The 13,341-nt window shown below is 67.1% G+C and carries 12 protein-coding genes and 4 pseudogenes; 7 read left to right on the forward strand and 9 right to left on the reverse strand.

Features of this window, described 5'->3' with window-relative positions:
* The first annotated feature begins 788 nt into the window (after window positions 1–788).
* On the forward strand, window positions 789–1,082 hold the full coding sequence (locus IPZ69_RS18215) for a hypothetical protein (RefSeq protein WP_235455190.1): 294 nt from the start codon (window positions 789–791) through the stop codon (window positions 1,080–1,082).
* 149 nt (window positions 1,083–1,231) lie between these two features.
* On the opposite strand, the gene IPZ69_RS18220 is transcribed toward IPZ69_RS18215, so the two are convergent.
* Window positions 1,232–1,504, reverse strand: coding sequence for a hypothetical protein (locus tag IPZ69_RS18220; protein WP_235455191.1), 273 nt, complete (start codon window positions 1,502–1,504; stop codon window positions 1,232–1,234).
* 28 nt (window positions 1,505–1,532) lie between these two features.
* Window positions 1,533–1,841: pseudogene (locus IPZ69_RS47845) on the reverse strand (transposase); the annotation flags it as partial.
* Between the two features lie 626 nt (window positions 1,842–2,467).
* On the opposite strand from IPZ69_RS47845, the gene IPZ69_RS18225 reads away from it, so the two are divergent.
* Window positions 2,468–2,845, forward strand: a complete 378-nt coding sequence (locus IPZ69_RS18225; protein WP_235455192.1) for a nuclear transport factor 2 family protein — start codon at window positions 2,468–2,470, stop codon at window positions 2,843–2,845.
* Window positions 2,846–3,372: 527 nt separating this feature from the next.
* Here the strand turns inward: IPZ69_RS18225 and IPZ69_RS18230 are convergent.
* Window positions 3,373–3,486, reverse strand: a pseudogene (locus IPZ69_RS18230) (AMP-binding protein); the annotation flags it as partial.
* A gap of 50 nt (window positions 3,487–3,536) precedes the next feature.
* A pseudogene (locus IPZ69_RS47420) lies at window positions 3,537–3,785 on the reverse strand (enoyl-CoA hydratase-related protein); the annotation flags it as partial.
* Between IPZ69_RS47420 and IPZ69_RS47425 the strand changes: the two are divergent.
* Window positions 3,687–3,968, forward strand: coding sequence for a hypothetical protein (locus IPZ69_RS47425; protein ID WP_235455193.1), 282 nt, complete (start codon window positions 3,687–3,689; stop codon window positions 3,966–3,968). The pseudogene IPZ69_RS47420 and the gene IPZ69_RS47425 overlap by 99 nt on opposite strands.
* 619 nt (window positions 3,969–4,587) lie before the next feature.
* The gene (locus IPZ69_RS18245; RefSeq protein WP_235455194.1) at window positions 4,588–6,468 is read left to right on the forward strand and encodes a dynamin family protein; all 1,881 of its coding nucleotides are present in this window, start codon (window positions 4,588–4,590) and stop codon (window positions 6,466–6,468) included.
* 521 nt (window positions 6,469–6,989) lie between these two features.
* Here IPZ69_RS18245 and IPZ69_RS18250 read toward each other — a convergent pair.
* Genes IPZ69_RS18250 through IPZ69_RS18260 form a run of 3 tightly spaced genes read right to left on the reverse strand, consistent with a single transcriptional unit; the run spans window position 6,990 to window position 10,149 of the window.
* Complete coding sequence (locus tag IPZ69_RS18250; RefSeq protein ID WP_235455195.1) at window positions 6,990–7,799, reverse strand: class I SAM-dependent methyltransferase; 810 nt, start codon at window positions 7,797–7,799, stop codon at window positions 6,990–6,992.
* A complete protein-coding gene (locus tag IPZ69_RS18255; protein WP_235455196.1) occupies window positions 7,796–8,812 on the reverse strand; it encodes an aminotransferase class I/II-fold pyridoxal phosphate-dependent enzyme in 1,017 nt (338 codons plus the stop codon). The genes IPZ69_RS18250 and IPZ69_RS18255 overlap by 4 nt, the downstream gene beginning before the upstream one ends.
* The gene (locus tag IPZ69_RS18260; RefSeq protein ID WP_235455197.1) at window positions 8,809–10,149 is read right to left on the reverse strand and encodes a radical SAM protein; all 1,341 of its coding nucleotides are present in this window, start codon (window positions 10,147–10,149) and stop codon (window positions 8,809–8,811) included. The genes IPZ69_RS18255 and IPZ69_RS18260 overlap by 4 nt, the downstream gene beginning before the upstream one ends.
* Window positions 10,150–10,255: 106 nt before the next feature.
* Here IPZ69_RS18260 and IPZ69_RS18265 point away from each other — a divergent pair, with 106 nt between their 5' ends.
* Complete coding sequence (locus IPZ69_RS18265; protein WP_235455198.1) at window positions 10,256–10,495, forward strand: hypothetical protein; 240 nt, start codon at window positions 10,256–10,258, stop codon at window positions 10,493–10,495.
* A 53-nt stretch (window positions 10,496–10,548) separates the two neighbouring features.
* Window positions 10,549–11,447 (forward strand): IS5 family transposase gene (locus IPZ69_RS18270; protein WP_235455227.1). Its coding sequence is split into 2 segments (ribosomal slippage): window positions 10,549–10,909 and window positions 10,909–11,447, totalling 900 coding nucleotides; the frame shifts between segments, so codons are not numbered across the junction.
* On the opposite strand, the pseudogene IPZ69_RS18275 reads toward IPZ69_RS18270, so the two are convergent.
* Together IPZ69_RS18275 and IPZ69_RS18280 are read right to left on the reverse strand one after the other, a co-directional pair.
* Window positions 11,444–11,632, reverse strand: a pseudogene (locus IPZ69_RS18275) (mycothiol transferase); the annotation flags it as partial. The gene IPZ69_RS18270 and the pseudogene IPZ69_RS18275 overlap by 4 nt on opposite strands.
* 79 nt (window positions 11,633–11,711) lie before the next feature.
* Complete coding sequence (locus IPZ69_RS18280; RefSeq protein WP_235455199.1) at window positions 11,712–12,449, reverse strand: SDR family NAD(P)-dependent oxidoreductase; 738 nt, start codon at window positions 12,447–12,449, stop codon at window positions 11,712–11,714.
* An 84-nt stretch (window positions 12,450–12,533) separates the two neighbouring features.
* Here IPZ69_RS18280 and IPZ69_RS18285 point away from each other — a divergent pair, with 84 nt between their 5' ends.
* A complete protein-coding gene (locus IPZ69_RS18285) occupies window positions 12,534–13,175 on the forward strand; it encodes a TetR/AcrR family transcriptional regulator (protein WP_235455200.1) in 642 nt (213 codons plus the stop codon).
* The last annotated feature ends 166 nt before the right edge of the window (window positions 13,176–13,341 follow it).

Raw genomic sequence — 13,341 nt, forward strand, 5'->3', positions numbered from 1 at the left:
GCGTCTTTCTGGCCGAAGCCCGCCAGGGGGAGCAGGGCGGTGGCCACGGCCAGCACCGCGACGAGAGTGAGAGTGCGGGAACTTATCAGGAAACGCCATGGCTTGCGGGATGAGCCGGGTCTGCGAACACGCGGTATCGGCACGGTGATGGTCTCCGAAGGTGAGAAGGCGCCTTGCGGCGCAGCCAGATGACGACCATCAACGGCTGTGTGATGCCAGGGCGTACAGACGGTTCTGAGCCAATAAAGGCAATTAGGTGCACCTGGGTTGGGCCGGAGTCGGCCAGGGTCGGCTGGCTGCTGGCGCTCAGCGCGATTACTTGACCTGCTTCCTGGCCTGAAGTCCAGGGATTCCGGCCTGGGTCGTCCGACCCTTCCGGGGGCTTCCTGCTTCAACGCGCTGCGCGGGCACGTGTGCCCGTCTTACCGGCACTCCACAGGCGTTTGGCGTCGCCACCCGTCCGGTGGCGACGATCCGGCGTCCTTCGAACAGGACGTTTCGGCTGCGTTGTGGTCGCGGTGGCGCACTCGCCGCACGTCCACCTCCTTGACGTGCAGGGGCGCACCTGGCCCTGGGCGACCGGGACTCCGCCTTCGAGGCCCTCGAAGAAGCCTGGAACGTCGCTTCCGAGATGGCCCGGGTCCACCCGACGAGCCAGGAACTGATGCGTGTGCTGACCTCACTGCACCGTCGCAGCAACCCGAGGCTGACACGGCTGGCCAAGCGCGCGGGCGTGCCCTACTGATATTGGGCCAGCCCGGCGGATCAGGAGGGGATAGGGTCTGACCGTGATTGATGTCCAGGTTCGCAGTGAAAGCGGCACGGTCGAGGCCTGCGCCAGGCACGGCGTGGCCTGGAGTCCGGAACTGGCCGGGCTTGATCAGTCAGCGTTTCCGATGCTGGGGCACTTGTTGCCGTACGCGGACACCATGTTCAATCACCGACAGGTGGCCACCCTGCTGGAAGAGATATCGCGGCTGCCTCCGGGAGTGGTCACCGATGAGTTCGCTCGCGAGCTCATCGAGCTGAGCCAAACCGTTCTCGACGGACAAGGGCTGTATCTGTGGTTTGTCGGAGACTGAGCCGACACGTCGACTCAGTAGCTGATGAGGTGGGCTTTTCAGGTCAGGTCGCCCCAAGACCGTGCGCATCCTTCACCGGAGCGGCATGGTCATCCGTTCTGGGCGTGGCAGCTACCAAGACTGTATGAACGACCGTTGACGAACGTGGATCATCCCGCGTCATACAAGGCGGAGCACCGTTGGCGATCGTCCGCCTTGAACGGCTCCAGGACGGCGTTGGGGTGGCGGTCGCGGGCGGAGGCCAGCAGTTCGTCGAGGTCGGTGTCGCGGAAGCGGCGCACGGTGTTGCGGTCGAGGTTCAGACGGCGGGCGACGGCGCTGATCGTCCAGCGTTTCTCCAGCAGGCGGTGGATGTCTTCGTAGCGGTGGCGGGTGCGTTCGATGATCTGGGTGCGGGGCAGTTCCGCGGGCGGCAACAGCATCGTCCTCCTGGACGCGTTTGCGTAGGCAGTCGCGGTGCTGGTGGCAGGTCTTCTCCACCGCGGCGGACAGGTTCTGCAACAGGTGCCAGCGATCGGCGACTTCCAGGGCATGAGGAGCGGCTTTCCTGATCGCCCTGGCGTAGGCGGTGGCCCGGTCCCGGCAGATGATCTCGGCGCCGGGATGCTCGGTGAGCCAAGCCGAGAACGTCTCGGAGGTCCGTCGGGCAGTACGTCCACGACCCGGCCAGCCTCGACGTCGACCAGTACGGTGCCGCAGGTGCAGCCCTTCCGGAAGGCGAACTCGTCGACCCCCAGCACCCGCGGCGCGGTCCGGCACCGTCGGGGCGGTCAACAGTCTGAGCAGCCGGGTCCGGCCCGCGACCAGCCGCGGGCGGCGGCACAACCGCGATCGACCGCAGCCACCCCGTCAGCCCGGTGCTGGAGCGGCGGTGCCGCTCGGACAGGCCCGGCACCTGCTCGACGAAACGTCTTGCGGGAACAGCTCTTCCGATCACAGAAGTCCCGGCGACACGCAGCCGGACTATGACCCGACGAGGCGCCAACAGCCTTACATTCAAGGCTCGTTGATACGTGCTAAGTATGCGCCTCGCCTGTTTCCGGCAGTCCGGGCACCGGCCTGGGCGAGCGGTGGAGACGGCCTCCACTACGAGGACGTCGGAGGAATCGCTGACGCGCTCCACTCGCACATCGATCCCGGGAAACAGCACAGCCTCGACCGTCTTGCTTGCCATGCCGGGACATACTCTGCCGAAACGATCCCTCGCTCACCTCCCTGACCTGGGGATTCATGGAACTCCGGTCAGAGCCTCGAACACGCTCAGGTGTGCTCCTCGCCCCAGTTCATTGGGTCTTGAAGCATGTGGGGAGGGTGGGGAGCGACGAGCGGGCCCTGGCTTGGGTGTTCTATGGGCGCTTGTCGGTAGGGGCTGTCAGGATGCGGCCATGGATCCTTCGGAGATCGTTTATGCATTGTGGGAGCGCATGCAGGCCCGGGACTGGGCCGGGTTGCGTGACTTGCTGGCTGAGGACCTGGTGGTGGAGTGGCCGGTCAGCGGCGAGCGGATCGTAGGGCGGGCGAACTACGTGCGCATCAACGCGGAGTATCCGGAGGGGTGGTCAATCCGGGTGCTGCGGGTCGTTGCCGACTGCGACCAGGTGGTCTCCGAGGTGGAGGTTCCGCACGAAACGATGGGGGTGCATCGGGTGGCATCGTTCTGGACTGTGCGGGAGGGGAGGGTCGCGGCTGTCCGGGAGTATTGGAGCGAGTTGGGCTCGGACCCGTCGCCGGAGTGGCGGGCCGCTCTGGTTGAGCGGTTGTGAGAGAGCTGGCCGACACATGAGTGGGGCCCGCCGACCGTTGGGCCGGCGGGCCCTGGTGACCAGTGACGGTCAGGCTGGATGGTCCGGGTGGCCGTCGCCCGCGGTCCGGTTCATGGGGTCCTGCGCAGGGGGACGATGTCGGGAATGGCCGTGGGAATCGAGGGCCGGGCGGCTTCCGGAATTCCGTCCTTGTAATGGTGACGTAGTTTCTTGGATGTAGCCGCGACGCTTGCGGCAGAACGCGATCCGCTGATCGATGGTGAGGTTGTCGGCGAATTGTTTCCGGAGAAGGACGATGTCTCCAGGGGTGTTGATCCGGTTGGCTTCCCTGCACTTGGTGAGGAAATAGCCCGTGAGGGCGGGAGCGGTGTTCCGGTCTCATGGAAGCCCGGCGAGGGGTTGGTGCTGCGGGGTCAGTCGGACCCGCTCGGGATGCGTGTGCTGGCCGCAGACGGCGCTGATGTTCGTTCGGTGGCACCGTCGCCTTCGGAGACGCCGAAGTCCTCGACGTCGGCCCACCAGGTGGTGCGGTCCACGATCCGTACGAAGCCGTCGGTGTCCTTGAGGCCGATGTCGCCGGTGCGGAACCAGCCGTCGACGAGGGCGGCTGCGGTCGTCTCGGGGAGGCCGAGGTAGCCGGTGCAGCGAAGAACGCGGTGTCGGCGGCGGTGATGAGGTCGCAGGCGAGGACGAGTTCGAGGCCACCGGCCACCGCCGCGCCTTCGACGGCGGCGATGAGCGGCTTGGTTCGGCGGGCGCGGGTGAGCCCGGCCAGTCCTCGGCCGGCGACCCTGGGTACTCCTTCGGTGGGAAAGGCTTTGAGGTCCATGCCGGAGCAGAAGTGGCCGCCCGCTCCGGTAAGGACGCCGACTTCGAGCGCTGGGTCGTTCTCCAGCAAGGTGAGCGCGGCATCGACGGCGTCGGCGAGAGCCTGGTTGATGGCGTTGCGGACGTGGGGCCGGTTGAGGGTGATGACCAGGACGCCGCGCGCCGCTCGGTCAGCACCGGTGGCTGCGTGGTCTCGGTGGCAGCGGATCTGGTTGCTGACCTGAAGGAGCTGAAGGATTTCTTCGCTGCGGCCGCAGCTGCGGGCGACGCGGTGATCAAATTCGAGTCGGCTTGAGTCGGGCGCCGTCACACCGTGGTGGTGTCGCGTTTGACAGCGCGCCGCCCGCCATCCGGACGCCCTCTGCTCCATCGAGTTGATGCCCGCCTCGGTCTCACCGATGGCGGCTCTGCGGCTCTCGACTTGTGGCTGCGACACTTCCGCCGGTCCGCCGGTCCGCCGGCTTCCGGCTCCGCCCCGGACCCTGGCCCGGGGACCGTCTCGTCGCCGTCGAGAATGTCCGTCATCGTCTCCCAGGTGATCTCCAACCGGGACAGCACCATCTCCTGCTCGGCCAGGTCCGACGACGAAGGGCAGCGGCGCACGGCACTGCTAGCTCACCGCAGAAGAGCCGTACCCATTCCGCACTCACGTACCCATCGGGCCCCACTCCACCGGGGAATTCCGTGAATGCTCACACCACCTCGCCGACCTGGGCTATACCTGTGCCGTGACTGTGCCGAGGGACGTCGACGAAGTACGCAACGAGTTACGCGCTGTTCTCGATCGGTGCGAGGTGTGGCTTCGCGCCGCGTCAGCTGCTCCTGAGACTCCGGCGGAGTGGCCGGAGGAGGTCCTCAGCGACGCGGGCACGATGACACGGCTGAGGACGCGTGCGGCCTCAACCCTGATCAACGTGGCGCTGCTGGGTGCTTTCTCGTCCGGCAAGAGCTTCCTTCTCAGTGGCCTGCAGGGCGGGCTTGAGCTGGTCGAGGTACCGACCGCCGACGGTCACACGGCGGACAAGTTCGTGGGCCTCCTACCTTCATCCCCCGTCCCCACCACTGCGTGTCCCGCCAGTGTGGTTCCGGTGGACGACCAGTCCAGCTTCGACGCGTCGGGTACTGGCTATCTGCGGGTGCGTTTCACGGATTCCGCCGAGGACAGGTGGGAGGAGGTGGGGAACTCCCCGGCCCCCTCCGTGGTCGCGGCGTATGCGATGCAGGATGCGGATGTGACCGACCGGCTCAGGTCTCACCGCGGACGTGAGGTGGCCGAGCTCGAGATCATGCTCGCCAGCGCCAAGCTTCCGGCGAAGCTCTACGACCTGCCCGGCTATGGTTCCCCGAATCCGGTCCACGACATGATCGTCCGGGCCGCGATGGCCGACGCGGACTGCTTCATGTATGTGTCGCATGCCAGCCGCACCCTCTCGGAACGTGACCTTGATCTGATCCGATTCCTGTACGACCACTACCTGTTGTCGGGGAAACGGGTGGTGTGGGTGGTCACCGCCATCGACGCGGCAGCCAATCTCGACCACCGGAACGTCCCGGAGTGGAAGGCGACGATCGCCCGCAACAACACGTACCTGCGAGACAATTTCACGCTGCCGAACGGCCAGCCGGATCTCGGCTTCATCGGTGAAGGCTTCCTGCCTGTCTCCCCCGCTTCGGAGGCACGTGCGGACAAACTCGGCGCAGAGGGAGCGGAGGCCGCAGCACAGCGGCAGCGAGCCGAAAGCCGCATGGAGACACTGCGCCAGGCGATCGAGGACCTGATCAGTACCGGGACCGGCGCCCGGCACATCGCCGCGGTGGCGACGGAGGCCCGGATCCTCATGGCCCCGCGGCAGCAGGCGCTTACCGTGCGGCTGCGCGACGAACGCCTTGAGATCGACGAGCTCAAGGAGCTACTGAAGAGCGAGCGGCAGCGACTGGAGCTCCTCGACACTGCATTGCCGCGCATGCGCGAGGACCTTGAGCGCAAACTCCACAACCGCATCGCGCGGACTGTTCGCCCCTTCACCCGACTGTCCGCCCATCTCCACGCCGAGCTGGACGACGTCATCAGGGCCACGGACCTCAACAGGCCCACCAAGGCGAACCAGATTCAGGTGTCGAAGGCCCAGGCGCTCCGTACATGGATCGAGGGGCCTGCGGGTCCGGCGACGCTGTGGACCGAGGAGTTCGAGGGCTTCAAGAAGGACCTGGTCCAGGCGGTGGACCAGGTCTTCGGCGACAAGGATCTAGCGGGACGGCTTCCGGACTTCACTCTTGACGTGAACAGCCTCTCGCTTCCCCAGCAAAGCCGGCGTTCGACCACCCGTCACGACGTGGTGCAGCGGGCAGCGGCGCTGGTCGGCATCGTCACACCCGTTGCAGCCAGCGGGGGCTGGCTGTACGGTCTGGCCGCGGCCGGCACGCTCTTCCCGCCCGCCGGCCTTGTCGCCGGGGTCGCCGCTCTGGTCTACATCGGTGTTCAGCGCCGGAAAGGCCGGATCAGTTCCCTGCAAGTTCTCCAGGACGAGTGGATCGGCGCGATGGACGCCGAAGTTGCCGCGATCAAGGACCAGTTCACGCTGGCAACAGGTATTCAGGGAACCGATGTCGTCGATCATCTGATGGACAATTTGGCGCAATACCGGGAGCAGCTCGAACAGTCCCGCGACCGCATCAGCGAGCGCATCAAGAACCCTGAGAACCAGGTCCGGCAGGGACTCATCGACCAGCTCGAACCGCTGTGCGCCGAAGCGCACACTCTCGTCGAGTCCCTCCGGGCTTTGGAAGCGCTCTGACCGGGCGGCGACATGCGCGTCGCGACGCCCCCGGCCCGGGCCGAATCCCGAGCGGGGCGTCGTGAGTGCGCCCTGGACAACTACCACCCCAGCGCGGCTCCCTCTCTGATCCAGACGGTGAACAAGGCGCCGGTCGTCGCGACGCTCTCCTCCAGCGCGAACCCGTCCGGCTGGGGGGCGGACCCCACTGCAGCCAGGTCCGAACAGTAAGGGCGGCGTCGTCTGCGACGGCCGTGAGGACGGCGCCTCCCACGTCGTGGCGTGCAGGCTCACGACCGCGACCAGGGGAATGGTGACGGCGGCCGTGCCAAGCGGCTGTGATCAACGTGTCGGGATCGCCCAGCGTGACTGATGATCAGGTCGGTCTTTGAATGGTAGTGCTATGCGATCAGACGTTGAAGCTGCTGCTCCCGCACCTGTGCGCGCTGGTAGTCAGTGAAGTCCGGGACGCGGGGACGACTGCGAGGGTCACCGCTCGTGCGGCCTTCGACCAGGCATGTTGCCTGGAATGCGGTGCTGGCTCAGCTCGAATGCGTGACCGGTGTCGGCGGCGGATCGCCGATCTGGCCGTTGGCGGTTTGGGAGCGGCAGAACAGGAGTTGCTTCGGCGAGGTGCTCGTGAACGGGGATTGATCGTAGTCTCCGTAGCGCTGCGCGACGTCGAGACCGGCCAGCCGGCAGAGCGTCAAGAGTTCTTCGGGAAAGAAGCAGCGCATGCTGACCTTCTTGGTGCGTACGCACACGCCGTCGTGTAGGTAGTCCAGCGTGAAGCGCAGCACTTGGGCGGCGGCGTCGTAGCTTGTCGTCGCTCGCACCTCGAGCCTCGCCCCGTTCCGGTCCACGACCGACTTGTGGTGGTAGGGCGACTCGGGGAGCCGGGACAGCTTGGCCATGTCGGGGTTGAACACGTCCAGGATCAGCATGCCGCCTGGTCGCAGCATGTTTCGCGCCGAGGTGAGGAACGCGACCACGGAATCCAGGTCGTGCAGGTGCTGCATCGCGTTGGTCGCCGAGAACACCAGGGCGAAGCGCCTGTCGGAGCGGATGTCTCGGCAGTCCTGTTCCAGCCACTCGACTGGCAGTCGCTCGTCCTCGGCCCGCTGACGGGCGCGCGCGAGCATCGAGGGCATGATGTCGAGCCCTGTGACATCTACGCCCGCCCGCGCGATCGGCAGGGTGATGCGCCCGGTTCCGCAGGCCACCTCCAGGACCGGACCGCCCGCTCGGATCGCTTGGCCGAGGAAGAGGGGGATGTCGTGGGTGCGCGCGGTGAACTCCTGATCGTAGAAGTCCGCATCGTCGTATACGGCCAGGTCCTTCAGTGGTTTCATCGTGCCACCGCCGGGGCCGGGCCGAAAGCGTCGGCAAGGCTGGTCAGGATGGACCCGGACCAGTTGCTCTCCCCGAACACGCTGGTCGGCATGGCGAGCACGCCGCACCCGCGCTGGAGTGTCTCCGCCGGGATTTCAACCGGGAAGAAGTAGTTGCCGGGACAAGTCCGGCTCGCCGTGGGGATCGCCCCGAGCACTTCGTCCGGCAACCGTTCGAACAGCCGCTCAGCCCGTGCGGCCAGTTCGTCGACGACCTGCTGGGGCACGTCGCTGTGCTCGGTCAGCAGACGGTCGGCGAGCCTCAGCTGTGCCGACGTCGGCGGATCCGCCCGGAAAGCTTCGGTCAATTCGGCTTGCGCCGGACCCAGCAGGACCACGCCGAACGTGCGTGGCCACAGCCATCCCTTGGTGACCGAATGCAGCAGGACCGCACGACCGGTGTCCAGCAATCGCCGTGTGCCGGCAGCGAACGTGGCCCCCAGGTCGTAGACACTGTCGATCAGCACGTGGCGGCGTGGTGATTCCCGCAACCACGCAATCACCTCGGCGCATTCGGCATCGGACAGGTATCGGCCGAGCGGCTTGCTGGGGTTGGCGAGCAGCAGGTATTCGGGCCGGTGGTCGGCCGGCGACCTCGGCAGGACCGGCGCCGGTAGCGTCGGGTAGGACGCGGGCGCCAGGCCCGCAGCGCGGGCCAGTTCGAAGTAGACCGGGTACACGTCGCTGGGCAGCCACAACCGCGCTTGCACGGCGCGCAGCCAGTGGAACAGCACACCGAGCCCGTGCCGGACCCCTCGACAGACCATGGCGTGGCCGGACCACTCTTCCGGCAGCTCGAAGCGCCGCAGCCAGGCACGGGCGAGATCGCACCGGTGCACCGTACTCATGTCGGTCGGCGGTTCCGGTCGCGTCGGAGCAAGCGCCCGGTACACGTTGGTCTCGGCGGCGTCCAGAAGCGACGAGGAAGCACTGAGTTGCCGCTGCCGGAATTCCTGGAACTCGTCGAACCTCATGCCGCCGCACCTTCGGGCACGATCTCGCTGGCCCGGTCTTCCAGGGAGGCGTAGCAGCGTCCGTCGGCCATGACGTTCCAGCTGCGTGCGATCCCGTTGGTGCGTTCCCAGAGCAGGCTGGGCTCGGTGTAGGCGGCGATCCGCATCGGCCGTCCGTCCCAACTGCCGTGGTAGACCGGCGCGCCCCAGGGCAGTCGGCTCGCCAGTTCGAAGCCGTGCTGGTCGGCGAACCGGGTGACGATGGACAGCGAAACCTGGTGCTCTCGGCTCCAGACGTTGGCGGCGCGGTCGAAGTAGAGCGACTCGGTGCTGGTGGATACGTAGAGCTCTTTGAAGCAGACTTCCTCGACGCCGAGAGCCGCGGCCCACGAAAGGTAGTCGGCAAGCCCGGCGGCGTCGGCAACGCCGCCGTGCTGGAGCACGCAGATCAGCCTCATCCGCAGGCCCGGCCAGCGGTCACGTTCCACGCGCCAGGTGTCGATCACAGAGCTCACCGGTGTGCGCAGCATCATCAGCCGCTCGTTGGCGTCGTCGTCGTGGTGGTGCCGGGAGACCGCCAGCACGCTCAGGCCCGCGGCGCTCAGGGCTGCAAGGCGGCCGGCGCGGTCAGCGTGCCGGCCTTTCGCCAGGGTGTGCGCGTTGGTGATCAGGACGACCTTCGGGAGGGCCGCCGAGCAGGCGGACACCAGTCGCAGCTGCTGTTCGAAGGGTATGAGCGTGGGCTCCCCGCCGCCGGTGATCACCGCACGCTCGGCACCCGCCGCACGGGCGCGCTCCAGCCAGTGGGTGACCGCGTCCCACGGGACCCGTGCCGGCGCTTGGTCGCTGGAGATCGAAGCCGCGGAGAAGCAGAACGAACACCTGGCTTGGCAGGCGGAGGCGACCGGCAGAAGTGAAACCGAGCGCGGTCGCGTGTCGGCGTAGCGGCGCTGTGCCGATCCGTGCAGGTGCAGGGAGGCCGCCATCGCATCCTCGACGGTTGTCGGGCGCAGAGCGAACTCGTCGCCTTCTTGGTCGAGTTCGTGGACTGCTGACAACCGGATGCGAGCCTCGTGCAGTTCCATGCCGAGGCCGGTCGACACGTTGGGCACCAGCTTGTCGGGGTCCACCATGGTTTCCAGCACCAGCAGCCGGTCGCCCTCAATGGCCAGACGGTCCAGCAAGCGTCGCGCCTTGCCGATGCCGATTCCCAACTCCGCACGGGTCAGCAGGTGGAACCGGTCGGGATAGGTACTCTCCGGAATCCCCGCCTTGCCGTAGGCGAACGCGTACTTGTCGAAGCCCTTCGCGAAGTTCGACAGCACGATGACGTGGAAGCGCTGGTCGCTATGGTTCATCCCGTCATCATGCATGAGCGGGTCAAGATGTCATGGACCGAACTGCAGGCGGAACGCGGTGCTCCGATCCGATCCGTCGTCAACGACACGGCCCAGCCCTGTCGCGGTGTACGACACGGCCGTCGGCGACCTGGAGACCGTCGACCAGCCCGGTGTGGCGAGGACCTGTCCTTCGTCACGAGCACCCGATCGCACGCCGATGCTGATGCTGCCGGCGTCGCGATGGCAGAGCGGCTCCACTGATGGGCTGTCGGTCGGCCGCGGTGATCCCGACTACATTGCCGAGCAGGCCGAGGACTTTGAACGCCGCTGGACCGCGCTGACCCGGTATCACGCCGCAGCTTAGGCCGTGTCCGGCGGATTTTGGGACTGCCCCAGCCTTGGTTCGTTGGCATGCTCATGGGGTGCGGAGATCTCACAAATGAAGAATGGGCCCGGCTGGAGCCGCATCTACCGAAGTCCGGTCAGAGCGGGGGCCGTTGGGAGAGTCATCGCAGGGTGATCAACGAGGTTCTGTTCCGGCAGCGCACCGGGGTACCGTGGCGGGATGTGCCTGCGCGTTTCGTTCGGTGGAAGACCGTGTACGAGCGGCATCGGCGCTGGTCAGCGGATGGCACATGGGACAAGCTCTTCGCGGCTGTCCTCGCCGATGCTGACGCGGAAGGCCGCATCGACTGGTCCATGGTGAGCGTGGACTCCACCTCCTGCCGGGCCCACCAACACGCCGCGGGAGCACGTAAGAAACCCCCGCGGCTTCCGGGAAAAGACACACGCCCCTGCAGCACCGCCCCGATGAGGGCCTGGGACGCTCACGGGGCGGCCTGACCTGCAAGATCCACCTTGCCGGTGAGGGTGGACGCCGCCCACTCGCCTTGCTGATCACCCCGGGGCAGTGGGGCGACGCTCCGCAGCTCATCCCGGTCATGGAGCGTGTCCGTGTCGCCCGCCGGGATGGCGGGCGACGGCGGACTCGGCCTGGCCGCCTCGGCGGAGACAAGGCTTACTCATCCCGTCGCAACCGCCGCTACCTGCGGCGATGCCAGATCAAGCACACGATCCCCGAACCGAAGAACCAGCGGGCCAACCGACAGCACAAAGGCAGCAGGGGCGATCGGCCCGCTGGCTTCGACAGGACGATGTACAAACGCAGGAACGAGGTGGAGCGGACGATCAATGCCCTCAAGAGCTTCCGGGCTGTGGCGACGAGGTTCGACAGACGCGCCTGCGTCTTCTACGGCACCGTCACCGTTGCCTCGATCCGACTTTGGCTCCGATCGAGACCCACCGGAGAGAGCTAGTAGTACCCCTTCGCCCCGTCAAGCAGCTCCCTCACGATGTCCGCATGCCCCGCGTGCCGTCCGGTCTCCTCGACGAGATGGAAGAGCATCCAGCGGAGGTTGGCGTTGCCGGAGCGACAGCCGGGGTGGCGGCCGGCGTCATCCCAAGAGGCCGCGGCCACGATCTCGTTTCTTCGGGCGCACTGGCCTCGTACGACGCACACGCGCGGCCGGGAGCGCGCCCCATCGCTTCGCGGGAACCGGACGCGCACCACCGGCCGTCGTTCAGGCCCGGGTGTAGCCGCCGTCGGCGAAGAGTTCGGCGCCGGTGACGAACGACGAGGCGTCCGAAGCCAGGAAGAGAGCGGCCTCGGCGATTTCCTCGGCGTCGGCCAGCCGCCCCAGTGGCACGACGGCCTCGGCGAACTGGTCGACGTCCGGCCCCGCGGCGCCCAGCAGGCCAGGGGTCCGCGTGGGTCCCGGGCTGAGCACGTTGACTCGGAATCGGCGCTCCCGCGACTGCCGGGCCCAGTTGTGCACGAGGTTGCTCACCGCCGCCTTCGAGGCGCTGTAGACCTCGAGTTGCTCATTGGGCCGCACGCTGTTGCTCGAGCCGACGACCAGGATGGAGGCGTTCTCCGCCAGCAGCGGAAGCGCCTTCTGAACGGTGAATAGTGGGCCCTTGACGTTGACGGCGAGCGTCAGGTCGACGTTCGCCTCGGTGTGGGCGCCGAGCGCGGCGTCCGCGACGATTCCCGCGTTGGCCACCAGCACGTCGATGCGTCCGGCCTCCTCGCGGACTCGCGCGTAGAGCGCGTCCAAGTCGGCCAGGACCGAGACGTCGGATCGTACGCCGGTGGCCGCAGGGCCCATCTCCTTGACTGCCGCTTCGAGGCGGTCGATGTCCCGGCCGGTCACGAAGACCCGTGCGCCCTCCCGGACGAAGCGGTGGGCGATGGCCAGCCCGATCCCGCTGCTCCCTCCGGTGATCACAGCCACCTTCTCCTGCAGCACGCCTGGCATGTCGAACCCCTTCAGTTGTGGAATGGATCGTCCATAACGTAGCCAGTAATGGACGATCGAGTCAAGAATCGATAGGCTGAGACCATGCCGAGACCACGCGCATTCGACGAACGCCAAGTCCTGGAGCGGGCCCGGGAACAGTTCTGGGCGACCGGCTATGCAGGAACCCGGATGGACGACATCGCCCAGGCGACCGGCCTGGGCAAGGGCAGCCTGTACGGCGCATTCGGCGACAAGGGCAAGCTGTTCCACCGCGTGTTCGGCGACTGGTGCACCGCAGTCGTCGAGGTGGCCGAAGGGCGGCTGGCAGGTGGCCCGGACGCAGAGGCCTTGGCCCGGCTGTCGGGATACGTGCACCTCATGGCGGAGAACACCGCCTCAGACACCGAGCGCCGCGGGTGCCTGTTGGCCAAGGGCGCGGCGGAACTGGCCCAGCACGATCCGACGGTCGCAGGACGGTCGGCCGAGACCATGACGGCACTGCTGACCCTGCTGCGGACGGAGATCAGCGCCGCCCAGCGCCACGGCGACATCGATAGCGCTGCGGATCCGGAGCGGTTGGCGGCACTGCTGTTGACGGTGGTCCGCGGTATCGAGGCGGTAGGCAAGGCCGGCCTGGACCCGGAGACGCTGCGGAACATCGCAGACACCGCACTGGCGGTCCTGCCCATGCCCGAGGGGCAGAAACGCCTCGCAACCGGGCGCAGTCCGGCCCGCGAGAACTGACTTGGTGCCATCACGGCCACATGATCCGCCGGACAGTGCCAAGTGACAGGCCCGCGCAGACCGATTGCGCACCAGAACATGCGTAGCCTGAATGGAATGCCTGACGTGCTGTGACGGGCGTGATCGTCCTGGACTGGGGGGTGGATGGCGGTCGGCCCGTGACCAC

The sequence above is a fragment of the Streptomyces olivochromogenes genome (assembly GCF_021538895.1).
Taxonomy (GTDB): domain Bacteria; phylum Actinomycetota; class Actinomycetes; order Streptomycetales; family Streptomycetaceae; genus Streptomyces; species Streptomyces olivochromogenes_A.

Bases quoted from the DNA above. Each gene is read 5' to 3' on its own strand.
- IPZ69_RS18220 (WP_235455191.1), bottom strand. From the start codon at position 1,504: ATGCTGTTGCCGCCCGCGGAACTGCCCCGCACCCAGATCATCGAACGC.
- IPZ69_RS18225 (WP_235455192.1), top strand. From the start codon at position 2,468: ATGGATCCTTCGGAGATCGTTTATGCATTGTGGGAGCGCATGCAGGCC.
- IPZ69_RS18250 (WP_235455195.1), bottom strand. From the start codon at position 7,799: ATGAAACCACTGAAGGACCTGGCCGTATACGACGATGCGGACTTCTAC.
- IPZ69_RS18255 (WP_235455196.1), bottom strand. From the start codon at position 8,812: ATGAGGTTCGACGAGTTCCAGGAATTCCGGCAGCGGCAACTCAGTGCT.
- IPZ69_RS18260 (WP_235455197.1), bottom strand. From the start codon at position 10,149: ATGAACCATAGCGACCAGCGCTTCCACGTCATCGTGCTGTCGAACTTC.
- IPZ69_RS18280 (WP_235455199.1), bottom strand. From the start codon at position 12,449: ATGCCAGGCGTGCTGCAGGAGAAGGTGGCTGTGATCACCGGAGGGAGC.
- IPZ69_RS18285 (WP_235455200.1), top strand. From the start codon at position 12,534: ATGCCGAGACCACGCGCATTCGACGAACGCCAAGTCCTGGAGCGGGCC.